Raw genomic sequence first — 14,737 nt, forward strand, 5'->3', positions numbered from 1 at the left:
GGAGGCAATCGACCGGGGGACCCGCCCTCCTCGCTCGCGCGAACGTTCGACGTCGTGCCGTCGGAGGGTCCGCCCCCGCGCACCGCGGCGCAGGGGGCGCGGGCCGGGGGCGGGACGTGGAAGGGCGCGAAAGGGCAGGAAAGGGCAGGGAAGGACATGGAAGGGGAGCGTTGCGGGCTGCTCGTGGAAGCCCGCAACGCCCCCCGGACCGCTACCCGAGACGTGCTCAGGAAGTCATGGGACCTACGAGTTGACCTGGGTCGCGACCTGTCCGGAGAAGGTGGTCAGCCGGGTGTACACGCCCGGGGAGCCCGCCGCCGCGCAGCCGTCGCCCCAGGAGGTGATCCCCGCGAGGCGGCCCCCGATGATCAGCGGCCCGCCGCTGTCGCCCTGGCAGGTGTCCACGCCGCCGGAGGGGTACCCGGCGCACACCATGTCGCTCCGCACGAACCGGGAGCCGTACGAGCCGGCGCAGCCGGAGTCGGAGACGGTCGGCACGGTGGCGGTGCGCAGCTGGTGGGAGGAGGTGCCGCCCGAGCGGGTGGTGCCCCAGCCGAGGATGCGGGCGGTGGTGCCGGCCGCGTACACCGCGGTGTCCGACGACGACACGTACCCCACCGGCGTGTACGGCATCGGCGTCGACAGCGTCAGCACCGCCACGTCGTCGCCCCGGGTGACGCTCCGGTAGTCCGGGTGGATCCAGATCCTGCCGACCCTGGCGACCGTGCCGTCGGTGCCGTTGCGGTAGGTGCGCCCGCCGACCACGCGCACGCTGCCCGTGGTCTCGCCGACCATGCAGTGCGCGGCCGTGACCACCTTGGTGGGCGAGACCAGGGTGCCGCCGCAGAACTGGTTCTGCGAGGCGTCCGTGATCTGCATCACGAACGGGTACGCGGACGCCGTGGTCGTCGTGCCGCCCACGACCGGCTGCGGGGCGGCGACGGCGGAGGGGGCGGTGAGCAGAGCGGTCACGGCGGCGGCGGCGGTGGCCGCCGCGGCGGCGGCCTTTCTGGCGCGGGTGAGCCCGGTCATGGGTCTCCTCGTGGGGGTTGCCGGTGGGGGCGCGCGGGGTGGGGACGGAGCACGAGGGCCTGAGGACCGGCCTCCGTGTGCCCGGCGAGCGGCACGGGCTCACGCTACGAGCCGGCGCGCGTCCCACCCAATGAGGGAACCCCCTAAGGGAGTTGGGCAGGGAAAACCCTCGGTCGCCCCCGCGCGGACCGCGGTGTGGTCACGGCGTGCGGCGCGCCGCCGCCAGTCGGACGATGTCGACCCGCGAACGGATCCCCAGCTTGCGGTACACCCGGGTGAGGGTCGCCTCGACGGTCTTCACGCTGATGAACAGCCGGCCGGCGATCTCCCGGTTGGTGGCGCCCTCCATCACCAGCGCGGCCACCTGCCGCTCCATCGAGGCGAGTCCGTCCAGGACGGCCGGTGCGGCGGCGGGCGCCGCCTCCGCCTCCGCGGGACCGGCGGCCACGGCCTCGTCCACCTGGCGCAGCCAGGGCAGCGCGCGGCAGCGCCGGAACAGCCGGGCGGCCTCGTCGTAGGCGGCCGGTCCCGACTGCCGGACGCGCAGCCGGGCCAGGGCGAAGGCCGACCGCGCCTCCTCCAGTCCGTGGCCCAGCCTGCCGAACCGGTCCCGGGCCGACACCAACTGCGCCTGCGCGGCCTGGTGTTCACCGCGCGCGGCGCGCACCAGCGCCTCGGCGCGGTCCAGCACGGCCAGCACGCTCGCGCGGTCCAGGCGCAGCGCGTGCACCCGGGTGACGTCGATGAGTTCCTGCGCCTCGCCGGCCTCGCCGATCCGCACCAGCGCCTCGGCGAGGTCACCCTGCCAGCGGCCCCGCGCCGGGTCGCTGATGCCCATGGCGCGTTCCAGCTCCCGCACCCGGCGCAGCGAGCGCACCGCGGCGGCCGCGTCCCCGGCGACCGACTGGGCGTAGCCGAGGGCGGCCAGGGCACGGGAGAGGTACATCTGGTCGCCGTCCACCTCGGCGTGGTCCGCGGCCTCCCGGGCCAGCGCCAGCGCCCGGTCCACGTTCCCGCCCGAGGCCTCCGCGAGCGAGGCCAGCATCGCCGAGGCGCCCTCGCCGATCCCGCAGTCCCGGGCCAGCCGCAGGCTCTCGCGGGCCAGGTCCAGGGCCCGGCCGCAGTGCCCGGCCCGCAGTTCCGTGTCGGCGAGGAAGCGCAGGAAGTGCACCTCGCTCTCGACCATGCCGCGCCGCCGCGCCTCGCGCAGCAGCGCGGTGATGGTCGTGCGCGCCTCCGGCAGCCGGTCGCTCATGAGCAGCCAGCGGAACCTCGCCATGCCCGCGCCGTTGTGATGACAGGCCACGTAGGGGTCCTGAGGCTCCTTCAGGGCCCGCTTGATGGTGGCGGGGGCGTCCGGATGGCCCATCAGGGTCTCGGTGGAGGACTGGAAGGCGAGCGCCATCAGCTCGGTGCGCCGGTCCCCGCCCCGGGCGGCCAGCTCCGCCGCGTGCGCGGCCTCCTGCCGGGCCTTGGCGAAGTCGCCGTCCACCACCAGCTCGCGCCAGGCCAGTTGGTAGTGGACCAGGGCGAGCAGCCGGGGGTCGTCGCCGGCGTCGGCCAGCACCTGCGGGAAGACGGCGTCGACCTCGCCGAGCGCCTGCCCGGCCGCCTCGATGACCACCATCCAGGCCCGCACCCGCTCCGCCGGCACCGTCGCCCGGGCCAGCACCTCCCGCGCGATGTCCCGGGCCAGGTCGGCCTCCCCGGCGATGATCGCGTCCTCGGCGGCCTGCAACCGCCGCTCGTCCGGGCCCGGCACGCTGCCGGCCGGGGTGTGCCGGGCGGCGAGCAGCCCGAGCGAGGCGGCGACCGAGGGCGCCCCGCGGTCCCGGGCCAGTGCGGCGGCCCCGGCGAGCCGGGCCGCCACCTCCGGGTCGGTGCCGGTGGTCGCCAGGGCCAGGTGCCGGGCCCGCTCGATCGGGTCGGAGGCGGCCGTGGACAGCGCGGCGTGCGCCGCCCGCCGCTCGTGCGCCGACGCCTGCGCGTACAGCGCGGCCGAGATCAGGGGGTGCGCGAAGCGCAGGGCCGGCTCCTCCGGGTCCGTCGCCAGCAGCCCCAGGGCGGCGGCCTGCGCCGTCTGCGCCTCGGCGTCCTCCCGGCCGGCCGCGTGCAGCAGCGCCAGGGTGGGACGGGCTCCCGCGCTGGCCACCAGCAGGGTGCGGCGCGCCTCGTCGGACAGCATCTCCAGGCGGCTGAGCACCAGGGCCCGCAGCGAGGTCGGCACCGGCAGCGGCTCGCCCGGGCGGGGGCGGGCGGGACTCTCGGCCAGGGCACGGCCCAGTTCCAGCGCGAAGAGCGGATTGCCGCCGCTGGTGCGGTGGATGTCCCGGACCGTGGAACGGGACAGGCCGGTGTAGCCGCGGTGGTCGAGCAGCGCGGACACCTGCGCGCGGGAGAACGGGCCCAGCCGCACGGCGCGCGTGTCCGGCGGGCAGGCGCGCAGGTGACGGTCGTACTCCTGGCCCTCGGTGCGCACCGCGCACAGCATCCGCACCGGGATGTCGCCCAGCCGCCGGGCCGCGAAGCCGAGGAGCTCGGCGCTGGCCGAGTCCAGCCACTGCAGGTCGTCGGCGACGACGAGGACCGGCCCCTCGGCGGCCAGCGCGCGCAGCGTGGACAGCACCGCCAGGCGCAGCGCGAGCCCGTCCCGCTGGAGGGTGGACTCGCCGCGTCCGGTGAGCGCCGACTCCAGGGCGGTGCGCTGGGCGGCGGGCAGCGAGGCGGAGACCCGCTCCAGGACCAGGCCGAACAGATCGGCCAGCGCCAGGAACGGCAGATGGGATTCGGACTCCGTGGCCGAACAGCGCAACACCGTCCGCGCCCCGCCGGCGTTTTCCGCCGCAAGTGCCCGCAGCACGGTCGACTTTCCTATTCCGGCGGGCCCGTGGAGCAGCACGCTTCCGCCGCGGGCGAGCTGCCCGCGCGCCTCGGAGAACAGCTCCTCCCGGCCTATGAGCAGGTCGGGGCGGCACCCGGCAGGCTCCTTGAAGTCCCGTCGCACGGTCACCGCTCCCCTCCGTGTGGCGTGTCCCGGCCAATATTAGGCAACGGGTCCATTCATTTCGGACGGACGGTGAGGTGAGGGAAATAACAGCGGGCCGGACAACGGTAAATCCAAAGCCCTCCCCGTGGTAATGGTCCTGCCGGGGAAAACACCGCAAACCCACGGCAACCGCCCCGCCCGCCGGGCCGCGGCCACGGCCCGGCCCCGGATCCGCCCCCGGCCCCCGCACACCGGACGCGGGCCCCCGACGGTTCCGGCCACCACCCGTTCACCCCTCCACCGCGGCTCCCGTACGCGTGCGCCCCGTTCGCGGGTAGGGAGATGTGTGGCACGAACCCCATGACGTCGACGGGCCGCCCGGCAGTGGTCCGGGAGAGCGAGGAGGACGGATGACGACGGCGACGGACGAGTTCCGCAGGGCCCGGGACTTCCTGCTGGAACACCGCGAGGACTACGCCACCGCCTACCGGGACTTCGTCTGGCCCCGGCCCGAGCGGTTCAACTGGGCGCTCGACTGGTTCGACGTGATCGCGGACGGCGACGACCGCACCGCCCTGCACCTCGTCGAGGAGGACGGGCGGGAGACCCGGCTGTCCTTCGCCGCGCTGGCCCGCCGCTCCGACCAGGTCGCCAACTGGCTGCGGCAGCGGGGCGTGGTCGCCGAGGACCGGGTGCTGGTGATGCTGGGCAACCAGGCCGAGCTGTGGGAGACCGCCCTGGCCGCGATGAAGCTGCGGGCCGTGGTCATCCCGGCCACCCCGCTGCTCGGGCCGGCCGATCTGCGCGACCGCGTCGACCGGGGCCGCGTGGCGCACGTGATCGCGCGTGCCGCGGACGCCGCGAAGTTCGACGAGGTGCCCGGCGACTACACCCGGATCGCGGTCGGCGAGGGCGCCGGCGCGAGCTGGCAGCCCTACGCGGACGCGTACGGCGCCGCCGAGCACTTCGCTCCCGACGGGCCCACCCTCGCCGACGACCCGCTGATGCTGTACTTCACCTCGGGCACCACCGCCCGGCCCAAGCTGGTCGAGCACACCCACACGTCGTACCCGATCGGGCACCTGGCCACCATGTACTGGATCGGCCTGAAACCCGGCGACGTGCACCTGAACATCTCCTCGCCCGGCTGGGCCAAGCACGCCTGGTCCAGCCTCTTCGCCCCCTGGAACGCCGAGGCGACCGTCTTCCTGCACCACTACACCCGCTTCGACCCCGCCCGGCTGATGACCGAGATGGACCGGGCGGGGGTCACCACCTTCTGCGCCCCGCCGACCGTGTGGCGCATGCTCATCCAGGCCGACCTGACCCAGCTGCGCACCCCGCCCCGCGAGGCCGTCGCCGCGGGCGAACCCCTCAACCCCGAGGTCGTCGAACAGGTCCGCCGCGCCTGGAACGTGACCGTCCGGGACGGCTTCGGGCAGACCGAGACCGCCGTGCAGGTCTCCAACAGCCCCGGCCAGGTCCTCAAGACCGGCTCCATGGGACGCCCCAGCCCCGGCTACCGCGTCGAGCTGCTCGACCCGGTCTCCGGCGCGCCCGGCGCCGACGAGGGCGAGATCGCCCTCGACCTCGCCGCGCGCCCGGTGGGCCTGATGACCGGTTACCACGGCGACCCCGACCGCACCGCCGAGGCGATGGCCGGCGGCTACTACCGCACCGGCGACATCGGCGCGCGCGACGCCGACGGCTACATCACCTATGTCGGCCGCGCCGACGACGTGTTCAAGGCGTCCGACTACAAGATCTCCCCCTTCGAGCTGGAGAGCGCGCTGCTGGAGCACGAGGCGGTCGCCGAGGCGGCGGTCGTGCCCGCCCCGGACGAACTGCGCCTGGCCGTGCCCAAGGCGTACGTCGTGCCGGCGGAGGGCTGGGAACCCGGCCCCGGCACCGCGAAGGCGCTCTTCGAGCACTCCCGCCGGACCCTCGCCCCTTACCAGCGGATCCGCCGCCTGGAGTTCGGCGAGCTGCCCAAGACCGTCTCCGGCAAGATCCGCCGCATCGCCCTGCGCGAGGCCACGGCCGCCGGCAGCGCGAACGAGTACCGGGAGGAGGACTTCCGGTGACCGCGCCCGGCCCGGCGCACCCCTCCGCCGCGCGCGGCACGGCCGCGGGGCCCCGTCCGAGGTGACGCCCGGACGGCGCCGGCCCCGTACCGGGCCCGGCGCCGCCGCGACCGGCGTTCCCTCCGGGCACGTCCTCTCTGAGCGCGTCCCCTCCGGGCTCGGCCCGTACGGGGCCGTCCCCTCCCCGGGCCGGCCCGTGCGGTCAGGCGACGACCCGGCGGAAGACCTGCCGGGAGCCGCCCTCCGGCCCCGGGGCGGCGGCCTCCGCCGGGGCGAAGCCGAGCCGTTCGTAGAAGGCACGGGCGCCGCTGCTCACGGCACCGGGGTGGTCGGCCCCGAAGGTGACGACCTCGATGTGCCCCGGGCCCCGCACCCACCTGCGCGTCGCCTCCGCCATCAGCGCCCGGCCGACGCCCGTGCCCCGCGCCCGGTGCGAGACGACGAGCCAGTGCACGTGGTGGACGGGCGGCTCCACCCCGAACAGCAGGCCGCCGAGGGGATCCGGCCCCGGCGGGCCGGCGACGAGCGCCATGGAGCGGGAGATGCGCTCGCGCACGGCGTCGTGGAAGCCGGCCTCCTCGACCATGGGCCCGAACCACTGCTCGACCTGGGCCGCCAGGGCGAGGAAGCCGGGGAAGTCCCGCTCCTGTGCGAGTCCGATCCTCATGCGGGCCTCCCGGCGGACCGCGCCCCGCGCTCCCGGAGGTCGAGGCGCATGCACACCCGCGGCCACCGGTCGAGGCCGTGCCCGGCCTCCTCGGCGAGGATCCGGCGCAGGCCGGGCGTGAGGTCGGGCCCCGCCTGCGCACGGAAGCCGAGGCGGGCGTAGTACGGGGCGTTCCAGGGGACCTCGGCGAAGGTGGTCAGGGTCAGCGCGGTCAGTCCCCGCGCGCGGGCGTACCGGGCCGCGTGGGCGAGCAGGGCCCGGCCCACGCCCCGGCGGGCGGCGCGCGGGTGCACCGACACCTGCTCGACGTGGAGCGCCCCGTCCACCGGTGCGGCGATCAGGTACGCGGCGGGCCGGTCCCGCTCGTCGGCCGCGACCCAGCAGCGGCCGGCCCGCCGGTGGCGCTCCAGGGCGGCGAGTGCGGGCGGTTCGTCGTCCGCGATCTCCGGCATGCCGAGGTCGCGGAACGGGGCGCCGGCGGCCCGTTCGACCTCCTGGAGGACGGGCAGGTCGCCGGGTGCGGCGGGACGGATGCGCATCCGCCGAGTATCGGACGGCCGCCCCGGGGATGTCGCCGGGTTTTCAGGCCCCGCCGCCCCCGCAGCCGCCGCCACCGCCGTAGGTGCCCCCGCGCGGGGAGTGCCGCATCCCCCGGCCGCCACCGCCCCCCGGTCGACCGGCCCCGTCCGCGGGGCGAAACGCGGCACGAGCACCCGCAGGGCCGCCTCGCCGTGCCGGGCGGCGGCGAGCAGCCCGGCGTGGTCCGGCAGGCCGCGCCCGCTCGCGGGGATGGCGTGGCCCCCGTACCGGGGCCCGCCCGCCCCCGTGCCGGCGGGTCCCGGTACGGGAAGTGTGCCCGCGGCCCGGGGTGGCCGAAGCCTCCCGGGGGCCGGTTCAGAGGTTGATTTGAGCATGACGTAGCCGGGGTACGGACGGAGCCGTAGACGCGCTCGGGCACCCCGGTGCCGGGCGCGCTCAGGGGGCGTGGTGCTCCGACAGGCCCGGCCAGTCGTCGGGGCCGCCGCCCTGCCACTCGATGACGTCGGTCCTCTCGACGTCCGTGGTGTACAGGTCGGCCAGCCGCAGGATCTCGCTCACGTCGTCGACGTGCGTGGCGATGCCCAGTGTCTCGTCGCCGGAGGTGACCCGCCGCGAACCGTCCAGGGCCGGAGGGTGCACCACGATGTGCGGACGCCCGGTGGGATGTGCCATGCCCCCAGGCTGCTGCGCACCGGGCCCGCGCGCACCTCGGGCCGGCCCGGGGACCGGGGTCCCGTCCGGCGCGGAGCGTCCCGCGGTTCGCGGCGCGCGGTTAGGTTGGGCGCGTGCGACTGAGAGTGGAGTTCACGACCGAGCCCTTCGACCTCGACGAGACGCCCGCGCACGCGGTGGCGGCCCGCGAGGTCGTCGAGGCCGCGGACCTGGACGCCGTGGACGTCGGCCCCTTCGGCACCGCCGCGGAGGGCGGCGCGGACGCGGTGCTCGACGCCGTGGGCACCCTGCTGCGCCGGAGCCTGGCGGAGGGGGCGACCCGGATCTCGCTCCAGGTCAACGTGACCGCAGGGGGCGGGGAATGAGCGGCGCGGGGGACGAGCCGTTCATCGCGGCCGTCAGACCGCTGGTCGACGCCGTGGGCGGGGAGACGCTCCCGCCGGACGAGGCCGGTCCCGACGACGTGGTCCTCGTCCGGGAGGGGGCCGCCGCCGTCGCCGTGCGCCTGCCGCAGCTCGGGGACTCCCTCGATCACGTCCTCGCCGCCCTGGAGCGCCGGAAGGGCAGACCGCCGGCGGAGCTGGACCGCAGGGAGAGGCAGGAGGTCGTGCGCGGTCTGGGGGCGCGGGGCGCCTTCACCGTGCGGCACGGGGCCGGGACCGCGCCGAGCGCGCTCGGCGTCAGCCGCCTCACCGTCCACGACCACCTCAACCGCGAGAAGGGCTCCTGACCGTCCCGCCCGGTGCCCCCGGCCGTCCGGGGCACCCGTCCCCCTCGGCGCCCGCGGCCGGGGCACCCGGGACTCCGGGGCCCTGCCGTGCCCCGCCCCCGCAAGGAACCAGTGAGCAAGAGAGCGACAGAGAGCGAGAGGGACGCACCGTGGCAGCAGCCCAGCGCATCGTCATCGAGAACTGCGCGATCGCGACCGTCGACGCGCACGACACCGAGCACGCCCGCGGCCACCTCGTCCTCGCGGGCGACCGCATCGAGTCGCTCGGCGCGGGCCCGGCCCCCGAGGGCCTGCGGGACGTCGTCCGCCGCATCGACGCCTCCGGGCACCTCGCGACCCCCGGCCTGGTCAACACCCACCACCACTTCCACCAGTGGCTCACCCGGGGCCTGGCCACCGACCGCAACCTCTTCGACTGGCTCGTCGCGCTCTACCCGACCTGGGCGCGCATCGACGAGGAGATGGTGCACGCGGCGGCCCTGGGCTCGCTCGCGATGATGGCCCGCGGCGGCGTCACGACCGCCGTGGACCACCACTACGTCTTCCCGCGGGGCACCGGCGACCTGTCCGGCGCCCTCGTCCGCGCCGCCCGCGACCTGGGGGTCCGCTTCACCCTCGCCCGCGGCTCCATGGACCTCGGCGAGAAGGACGGCGGACTGCCCCCGGACTTCGCCGTCGAGAGCCTCGACGACGCCCTGGCCGCGACCGAGGAGACGGTGCGGGAGCACCACGACGCCTCCTTCGGCGCGATGACCCGGGTCGCCGTCGCCCCCTGCTCCCCCTTCTCCGTCTCCACCGAACTGATGCGTGAAGGAGCCGCGTTGGCCCGGCGCCTGGGCGTACGCCTGCACACCCACGGTTCGGAGACCGCGGAGGAGGAGAAGTTCTGCCACGAGCGGTTCGGCATGGGCCCGACCGACTACTTCGAGTCCACCGGCTGGCTCGGCGGGGACGTGTGGATGGCGCACTGCGTCCACATGGACGACTCCGACATCGCCGCCTTCGCCCGGACGGGGACCGGCGTCGCCCACTGCCCCTCCTCCAACGCCCGCCTCGCGGCCGGCCTCGCCCGCGTCCCCGACCTGCTCGCGGCCGGCGTCCCGGTCGGCCTCGGCGTGGACGGCACCGCCTCCAACGAGGCCGGCGAACTGCACACCGAACTGCGCAACGCCCTGCTGGTCAACCGCCTCGGCGCGCACCGCGAGGCCGCCCTGGGCACCCGGCAGGCGCTGCGGCTCGGCACGTACGGCGGAGCCCGGGTGCTGGGCCGTACGGACGAGATCGGCTCCCTGGAACCCGGCAAGCTCGCCGACCTGGTGCTGTGGCGGATGGACACCCTCGCCCACGCCTCCATCGCCGACCCGGTGGCCGCGCTGGTCCTCGGCGCGGCGGCCCCGGTCACCGCCTCCTTCGTGAACGGCCGGCAGATCGTGGAGAACGGCCGGCTGCTCACGGCCGACGAGGACGCGATCGCCCGCACCACCCGGGCGGAGGCCCGGCGGCTGGCCCGGACCGCCGCACGGGACTGAACCCCGAGGGACGCCGGCCGGCAGGCGGCTCCCGGCCGGCGGCGGCCCTCACCACTCACTCCACCCGGGCCGCCACCTCGTCGCGCAGCCGGGGCAGCAGGTCGTGGTAGACGCCCGGGCAGAGGGTGTCGCCGTAGTCCTTGTGGCCGTGGAGCCGCTCCGGCGGGATGCCGTACCGCGCGCACACGTACGCGCACAGGGTCACCAGGACGTCCCACTGGGCCTGCGGCGGTGTCGCGCCCGCGTGGTACGCGCCCTCGCACGCGAGCCCGACGGCCTGCTCGTTCTGGCCCGAGGTGTGGGCGCCGAGCACGAAGCCGGTTCCGTCGGTGAGGGCCTGCAGGCTGCCGTGCCGGCCCTCGGTCGTCCAGCCGCCCCGGCTGACCAGGAAGTGGTAGCCGGTGTCGACCCACCCGTTGTCGTCCATGTGCAGGTCCTGGACCCAGTGGGCGTGGGCGTGCGCCCGGGCCCGGGAGAAGTCGGGCGTGTTGGCGCTCGCCGTGTGGTGGACGACGATCCGGCTCGGCCGGTACGGCAGCCGGCTGATGCTTCCCCGGGGAGGGCGGGCGCCCCAGGTTCCGGTGCCGTCGATGTCCGGCTCGACGGCGGCGGTCCCCTGGGCGCGGGCGGTGCCCGGCAGGGCGGTGGCGGCGGCCAGGCCGGCCGCCGTGCCGGTGAGCAGCAGCAGACGGCGGCGCAGTCGGTTCTCGGCGTTCACGATCACTCCTTGTGAGGAGGGTGGGGGAGCGGGGAGCCGACGGCGGGGACGGTGTCGGCTCCCCCGTGTGATCGTTCGCTGGGGCGCGGCGGCGGGGCGTCCGCGCCGCCGTCACGTGTTGTTGGCGAGGGCCAGCAGCCGGTCGCGGGAGCCGTTGAACCGGTCGCGGTCCACGTTGCCGGAGACGCCGCTGACCGAGCCGGTGCTGGTGTACTGCCACACCGTCCAGGTGGGGAAGCCGCTGGGGACGGCGGGGGAGGAGGCGGAGGTCCAGTGGGCGACCCACAGCGGGCTCCTGGCGGACATGCCGGTCCAGTTGCCGGTGCAGGTGTTCCACCAGCTCGCCGTCGTGTAGATCACCACGTCGCGGCCGGTGCGCGCCTTGTAGGTGGTGTGGAAGTCGTTGATCCAGGTGCGCATCTGCGTGGTGGACAGGCCGTAGCACATCGCCCCGTAGGGGTTGTGCTCGATGTCCAGGACGCCCGGCAGGGTCAGGTTGTCGCGCGACCAGCCGCCGCCGTTGTTGACGAAGTAGGTGGCCTGGGTCGCGCCGTTGGAGGCGTTGGGGAGGGCGAAGTGGTACGCGCCCCGGATCACGCCCGCGTGGTACGCGGCCGGGTAGTTGGTGTTGAAGCGCGGGTCCTTGTAGCCGGTGCCCTCGGTGGCCTTCATCCAGGCGAACTGGATGCCGGCGCCCCGCACCGAGGTCCAGTTGATGGCGCCCTGCCAGTGCGAGACGTCGATGCCCTGGACGCCGTCGGTCGGGGCCAGGGTGCCCACCGGCGGCTTCCCGGCCGGGACGCCCTCGTGGATCCGGGTGCCCACGCCCATGTAGGCCTGGCCCGGCTTGATCACGACGGGGTTGTCGGCGGTGGGACGGGGCGCGGCGGTCGCGCCGCCCGCGGTGGTCGCCGTCAGGGCGAGGGCCGCGCCGAGGACGCCGAGGGCGGTGACGGCGCGTCTGGGGAAGCCGGCCGTGCGGCGGCGGAAGGGGGACATGCTGCCTCCGGTCAGAGGTGGGGGACGGGGAAGGGGACGATCCCGGCCGGATCGACGCGGGTAGACCCCGCGCGGTTTGGCGTGCACGCGTCATCATTGAGGCATGCGGATTCCGCGTGCGTAAAGAGTCTCCGTCCCCCTCTGGTGGTCTGGTCCACTCACCGGGCCGACGGCCAGCGAACTTGCCCTCGAATGGCGGAAACTTTCATCGGCTGAAAGGGGGGGCGTGCTTTCCTCCGCCACCGCGGACTCGGCGGCCCCCGCCGCGTTAATCCGTTGGCGTGCGCGAAGCGGTGTGTCCACCCTGGTCCCCGTGACAGAACCCAGACACCGGATTCGAGCAGTGCACACGGACTCCACGGTCACCGTCTACCAGGCGTACGCGCCGGAGATCGGTCTGCCGGCCGCCCGGGACGGCCGTTTCCCGGCGGCGTGGCGGCGCGACCGGATGACGTGGATCAAGCCGTCCTTCCTGTGGATGATGTACCGCTGCGGTTGGGGCACCAAGGAGGGCCAGGAGACCGTTCTGGCCGTCGAGATCACCCGGGAAGGCTTCGAGTGGGCACTGGAACATTCCTGCCTGTCCCACTACGAACAAGGGCTCCACGCCGACCGCGCCACGTGGAAGCGCCGGCTGGGGCGGGCTCCTGCCCGGGTGCAGTGGGACCCCGAACGCGATCTGCACCTTCAGCCGCTTCCCCACCGCTCGCTCCAGCTCGGCCTCGCCGGCGAAGCCGCACGTCGTTACGCCGACGAGTGGATCGTCTCCCTCACCGACGTCACGCCGCTCGCCCACACCGTCCATGCCCGTGTACGGAGCGGGGACCTGGACGACGCCCGGCGGCTCCTGCCCCGTGAGCGCCCCTACCCCGTGAACGACGGGATCCTGGCCCACCTGCGCCGGTGAAACCGCGGGTCACCGCCCGTCGAGCCGACACGGGCCCCCCACGGCTCTTTGTGATCATGTCACTGGTCTGTGACAGCGCTGTCCTGGAACGGAGGCACAGGAACCCCTCCGGCTCGCACCCCCTCATAGTGATCGAGTGACCACCGGGAGCCAGAACGGCTCCGGCTTCAATCGTTTTCCACCAAGGGGGATTTCATGTTCGGCAACCGTCGCAAGGCCCTGCTCGTCTCCGCAGCCGTCGTGGGCGGCGCCCTGCTGATGACCGCATGCCAGGACGAAGACGCGGCCACGGACACCGGCGCCGCGCAGAGCTCTTCGTCCGCGCCCGCCACTCCCGCCGGCGACGCGGCCACCCCGTCCGGCTCGACGGCCGCGGGCAGCGGCCGGAGCGCCGACGGGAGCCCCGACGCCATGGGCGAGGGAACCGAGGACACAACCGGCTCCGGCGTCGACACCGGCAACGGCAAGCGGGAGCCGGTCGAGCAGAGCTGCGGCGCCAACGACATCTCCTGGAGCACCAGGTCCGAGACCCAGGCCGGCGGCTACATCCTGATCATCGCCAAGGCGAAGCCGGGGATCACCTGCTACCTGCCCGCCGCGCTCCCGACCGTGGCGTTCGGGTCCGACGGCACCCAGGCGGGCCCCGCGGAGCAGGCCGTCGGCCAGCAGATCAAGCTGGGCGGGAGCACCACCGCCTACGCCGGGGTGAACCCGAAGACCACCAACGGGGACGGCGGCAAGGAACTGGACTCCATCATCGTCGGCATCGGTGACGACGACCCCAACCCGGTCTCCCTGCCGGTCGGCACCATCATCGTCGAAGACCCGATCGTCACCAACTGGCACACCGCCCCGGCGGACGCCGTTCCCTTCAGCTGAACGGACCCGCGGCGCCCGGCACCGCACCGCACGGCCCGTACGGCGGCCTGCGTGACCTCCAGCGGCCGACCTCCGCAGAGCCACGGATCAGGAGGTCCCCGACCCCCACGGCCGACGTCGACGACGCCGGACGGAGGCACACCAGTGGCTTCGTCCGGCTGTCGCACCGGTCGGCGGCACCGGCCGGGAGCGACAGCGCGAACGCCCCGACCGGTCGTCGACGAACCGGTCATGGCCGGTGGCCCGTCGAGCCTCCCCGCAAGCCGGACCGGTCGGGCCGCCGACACCAGTGAGCCACGGGTGGTGATCCGCGGGACGCGGCCGGCACGGGGCGTCAGGTCGTGGAGAACTTGGCGACGTACTCGTCGAAGGGCTCGATGCCGACCTCCGCACGGAGTTCGTCCACGCGCTCGGGCTCCTCGCAGGGCCACGGAACCGGCGCTCCGTCCTTCACGCCGGCGATCTGCGTGCCGTAGATCTGCTTACGGCCCTCGTTGACCAGCGTGCGGTCGCGCAGGAAGGCCAGCTCGCGCGGGCCGGCCGAGCCTGCCGCCACGGCCTGCTGCATCAACTGGAGGGCACGACGCTGCACGTCGAGTTGCCGGTCGGCGTGCTGAGCGATCAGCCATGCCGCGCGTGCGGCCTCCTCGCCGACCAGTTCCGCCGTCGGCCAGCCGTACTCGTCCATGATCTCGCCGAGCCGGTCACCGTGCCGAGCGGTCAGCCGCCGCCACGCCAGCTGCTCGGCGGGGTCATCGCTGTTCGCCGTGCGGACCGCGGACTCGTGATCGGCCGCAGCCATCTCCGTGAGTTCCACCGCCAACGCGGCAACGTCGTGTGCCACTCCCAACTCCCAGTCCTGATCGGTGCTTCGTGTTCGTCCGCAAGCCTAGAGGGACACATCCGACGTAAAGATCATTCCGGAGAACGGTGACAGGCGTCTTCCCGCGCGGGGATAATGGATCCATCCCCCGGAACCGGAGCCGGACCGCTG

Annotated in this window: 14 protein-coding genes; 6 read left to right on the forward strand and 8 right to left on the reverse strand. The window is 74.7% G+C overall.

The window, feature by feature from the left end; translation table 11 throughout:
• Positions 1–243: 243 nt before the first annotated feature.
• Positions 244–1,032, reverse strand: coding sequence for a S1 family peptidase (locus ACZ56B_RS00445; RefSeq protein WP_468784739.1), 789 nt, complete (start codon positions 1,030–1,032; stop codon positions 244–246).
• A gap of 199 nt (positions 1,033–1,231) precedes the next feature.
• On the reverse strand, positions 1,232–4,042 hold the full coding sequence (locus ACZ56B_RS00450; RefSeq protein ID WP_468784740.1) for an ATP-binding protein: 2,811 nt from the start codon (positions 4,040–4,042) through the stop codon (positions 1,232–1,234).
• 386 nt (positions 4,043–4,428) lie between these two features.
• Here ACZ56B_RS00450 and ACZ56B_RS00455 point away from each other — a divergent pair, with 386 nt between their 5' ends.
• The gene (locus ACZ56B_RS00455) at positions 4,429–6,102 is read left to right on the forward strand and encodes an AMP-binding protein (protein WP_468784741.1); all 1,674 of its coding nucleotides are present in this window, start codon (positions 4,429–4,431) and stop codon (positions 6,100–6,102) included.
• A 202-nt stretch (positions 6,103–6,304) separates the two neighbouring features.
• On the opposite strand, the gene ACZ56B_RS00460 is transcribed toward ACZ56B_RS00455, so the two are convergent.
• From ACZ56B_RS00460 to ACZ56B_RS00470, 3 genes are all read right to left on the reverse strand, one after another.
• Entirely contained in the window at positions 6,305–6,769 is a 465-nt protein-coding gene (locus ACZ56B_RS00460; protein ID WP_468784742.1) for a GNAT family N-acetyltransferase, read from the reverse strand.
• Positions 6,766–7,308, reverse strand: coding sequence for a GNAT family N-acetyltransferase (locus ACZ56B_RS00465; RefSeq protein ID WP_468784743.1), 543 nt, complete (start codon positions 7,306–7,308; stop codon positions 6,766–6,768). Before ACZ56B_RS00465 ends, ACZ56B_RS00460 begins: the two co-directional genes overlap by 4 nt.
• A gap of 436 nt (positions 7,309–7,744) precedes the next feature.
• On the reverse strand, positions 7,745–7,981 hold the full coding sequence (locus tag ACZ56B_RS00470; protein ID WP_468784744.1) for a hypothetical protein: 237 nt from the start codon (positions 7,979–7,981) through the stop codon (positions 7,745–7,747).
• 113 nt (positions 7,982–8,094) lie between these two features.
• Between ACZ56B_RS00470 and ACZ56B_RS00475 the strand changes: the two genes are divergently transcribed.
• The 3 genes from ACZ56B_RS00475 to ACZ56B_RS00485 all read left to right on the forward strand — a co-directional run bounded on the left by ACZ56B_RS00475 (position 8,095) and on the right by ACZ56B_RS00485 (position 10,240).
• On the forward strand, positions 8,095–8,346 hold the full coding sequence (locus tag ACZ56B_RS00475) for a thiamine-binding protein (protein WP_468784745.1): 252 nt from the start codon (positions 8,095–8,097) through the stop codon (positions 8,344–8,346).
• Positions 8,343–8,711 (forward strand): helix-turn-helix domain-containing protein, encoded by a 369-nt coding sequence (locus tag ACZ56B_RS00480; protein ID WP_468784746.1) that lies wholly within the window; start codon positions 8,343–8,345, stop codon positions 8,709–8,711. The genes ACZ56B_RS00475 and ACZ56B_RS00480 overlap by 4 nt, the downstream gene beginning before the upstream one ends.
• A gap of 149 nt (positions 8,712–8,860) precedes the next feature.
• Positions 8,861–10,240: an 8-oxoguanine deaminase gene (locus ACZ56B_RS00485; protein ID WP_468784747.1), complete on the forward strand. Its 1,380-nt coding sequence runs from the start codon at positions 8,861–8,863 to the stop codon at positions 10,238–10,240.
• A 55-nt stretch (positions 10,241–10,295) separates the two neighbouring features.
• Here the strand turns inward: ACZ56B_RS00485 and ACZ56B_RS00490 are convergent, their stop codons facing one another.
• Together ACZ56B_RS00490 and ACZ56B_RS00495 are read right to left on the reverse strand one after the other, a co-directional pair.
• Entirely contained in the window at positions 10,296–10,958 is a 663-nt protein-coding gene (locus ACZ56B_RS00490) for a peptidoglycan recognition protein family protein (protein WP_468784748.1), read from the reverse strand.
• A gap of 111 nt (positions 10,959–11,069) precedes the next feature.
• On the reverse strand, positions 11,070–11,957 hold the full coding sequence (locus ACZ56B_RS00495; protein WP_468784749.1) for a lysozyme: 888 nt from the start codon (positions 11,955–11,957) through the stop codon (positions 11,070–11,072).
• Between the two features lie 313 nt (positions 11,958–12,270).
• Here ACZ56B_RS00495 and ACZ56B_RS00500 point away from each other — a divergent pair, with 313 nt between their 5' ends.
• Positions 12,271–12,864 carry a DUF4291 domain-containing protein gene (locus tag ACZ56B_RS00500; protein ID WP_468784750.1) on the forward strand — a complete coding sequence of 198 codons (594 nt, stop codon included), beginning with the start codon at positions 12,271–12,273 and terminating at the stop codon, positions 12,862–12,864.
• A gap of 195 nt (positions 12,865–13,059) precedes the next feature.
• Positions 13,060–13,743: a DUF4232 domain-containing protein gene (locus ACZ56B_RS00505; RefSeq protein WP_468784751.1), complete on the forward strand. Its 684-nt coding sequence runs from the start codon at positions 13,060–13,062 to the stop codon at positions 13,741–13,743.
• Between the two features lie 334 nt (positions 13,744–14,077).
• Here the strand turns inward: ACZ56B_RS00505 and ACZ56B_RS00510 are convergent, their stop codons facing one another.
• Positions 14,078–14,587 (reverse strand): DUF6624 domain-containing protein, encoded by a 510-nt coding sequence (locus ACZ56B_RS00510; RefSeq protein WP_468784752.1) that lies wholly within the window; start codon positions 14,585–14,587, stop codon positions 14,078–14,080.
• Between the last annotated feature and the right edge of the window lie 150 nt (positions 14,588–14,737).

It is taken from the genome of Streptomyces sp. NPDC034670, assembly GCF_055574875.1.

Bases quoted from the DNA above. Each gene is read 5' to 3' on its own strand.
- ACZ56B_RS00445 (WP_468784739.1), bottom strand. From the start codon at position 1,032: ATGACCGGGCTCACCCGCGCCAGAAAGGCCGCCGCCGCGGCGGCCACC.
- ACZ56B_RS00455 (WP_468784741.1), top strand. From the start codon at position 4,429: ATGACGACGGCGACGGACGAGTTCCGCAGGGCCCGGGACTTCCTGCTG.
- ACZ56B_RS00460 (WP_468784742.1), bottom strand. From the start codon at position 6,769: ATGAGGATCGGACTCGCACAGGAGCGGGACTTCCCCGGCTTCCTCGCC.
- ACZ56B_RS00465 (WP_468784743.1), bottom strand. From the start codon at position 7,308: ATGCGCATCCGTCCCGCCGCACCCGGCGACCTGCCCGTCCTCCAGGAG.
- ACZ56B_RS00470 (WP_468784744.1), bottom strand. From the start codon at position 7,981: ATGGCACATCCCACCGGGCGTCCGCACATCGTGGTGCACCCTCCGGCC.
- ACZ56B_RS00480 (WP_468784746.1), top strand. From the start codon at position 8,343: ATGAGCGGCGCGGGGGACGAGCCGTTCATCGCGGCCGTCAGACCGCTG.
- ACZ56B_RS00495 (WP_468784749.1), bottom strand. From the start codon at position 11,957: ATGTCCCCCTTCCGCCGCCGCACGGCCGGCTTCCCCAGACGCGCCGTC.
- ACZ56B_RS00505 (WP_468784751.1), top strand. From the start codon at position 13,060: ATGTTCGGCAACCGTCGCAAGGCCCTGCTCGTCTCCGCAGCCGTCGTG.